Origin of the sequence: Paraburkholderia sp. SIMBA_054 (assembly GCF_046534875.1) — a bacterium.
GTDB classification, from domain to species: Bacteria; Pseudomonadota; Gammaproteobacteria; order Burkholderiales; family Burkholderiaceae; genus Paraburkholderia; species Paraburkholderia hospita.
This window is the reverse complement of record NZ_JAWRXV010001637.1, coordinates 1-239: the sequence shown is the minus strand read 5'-3', so window position 1 is coordinate 239 and position 239 is coordinate 1. Positions and strand designations below refer to the sequence as shown.

The 239-nt window shown below is 51.5% G+C and carries 1 protein-coding gene; it reads left to right on the top strand.

The window, feature by feature from the left end; all coding sequences use genetic code 11:
* Positions 1 to 97 precede the first annotated feature (97 nt).
* Positions 98 to 239: type II toxin-antitoxin system Phd/YefM family antitoxin (locus SB822_RS60630; RefSeq protein WP_410859591.1), on the top strand; the 142-nt coding region annotated here is incomplete at its 3' end.

Sequence of the window (239 nt, the reverse complement as noted above, 5' to 3'; positions counted from 1 at the left end):
CGACAGATCACATGGCTGCTGGCTGATTCAGGACTTTGTATAGAACCGAATTTAGTCTATATTTGGCCTGAATGTGGTGACGAACGGAGGATCAGACATGCGCCTAGCAGACCACGTAAAACCAATCAGCTACCTGAAAAGCGACGCAGCGCAGATCGTCAAGGATTTGACGGCTTCTGGCGAGCCGCTGCTTATCACGCAGAATGGCGAAGCGAAGCTCGTCGTTCAGGACGTGCAAA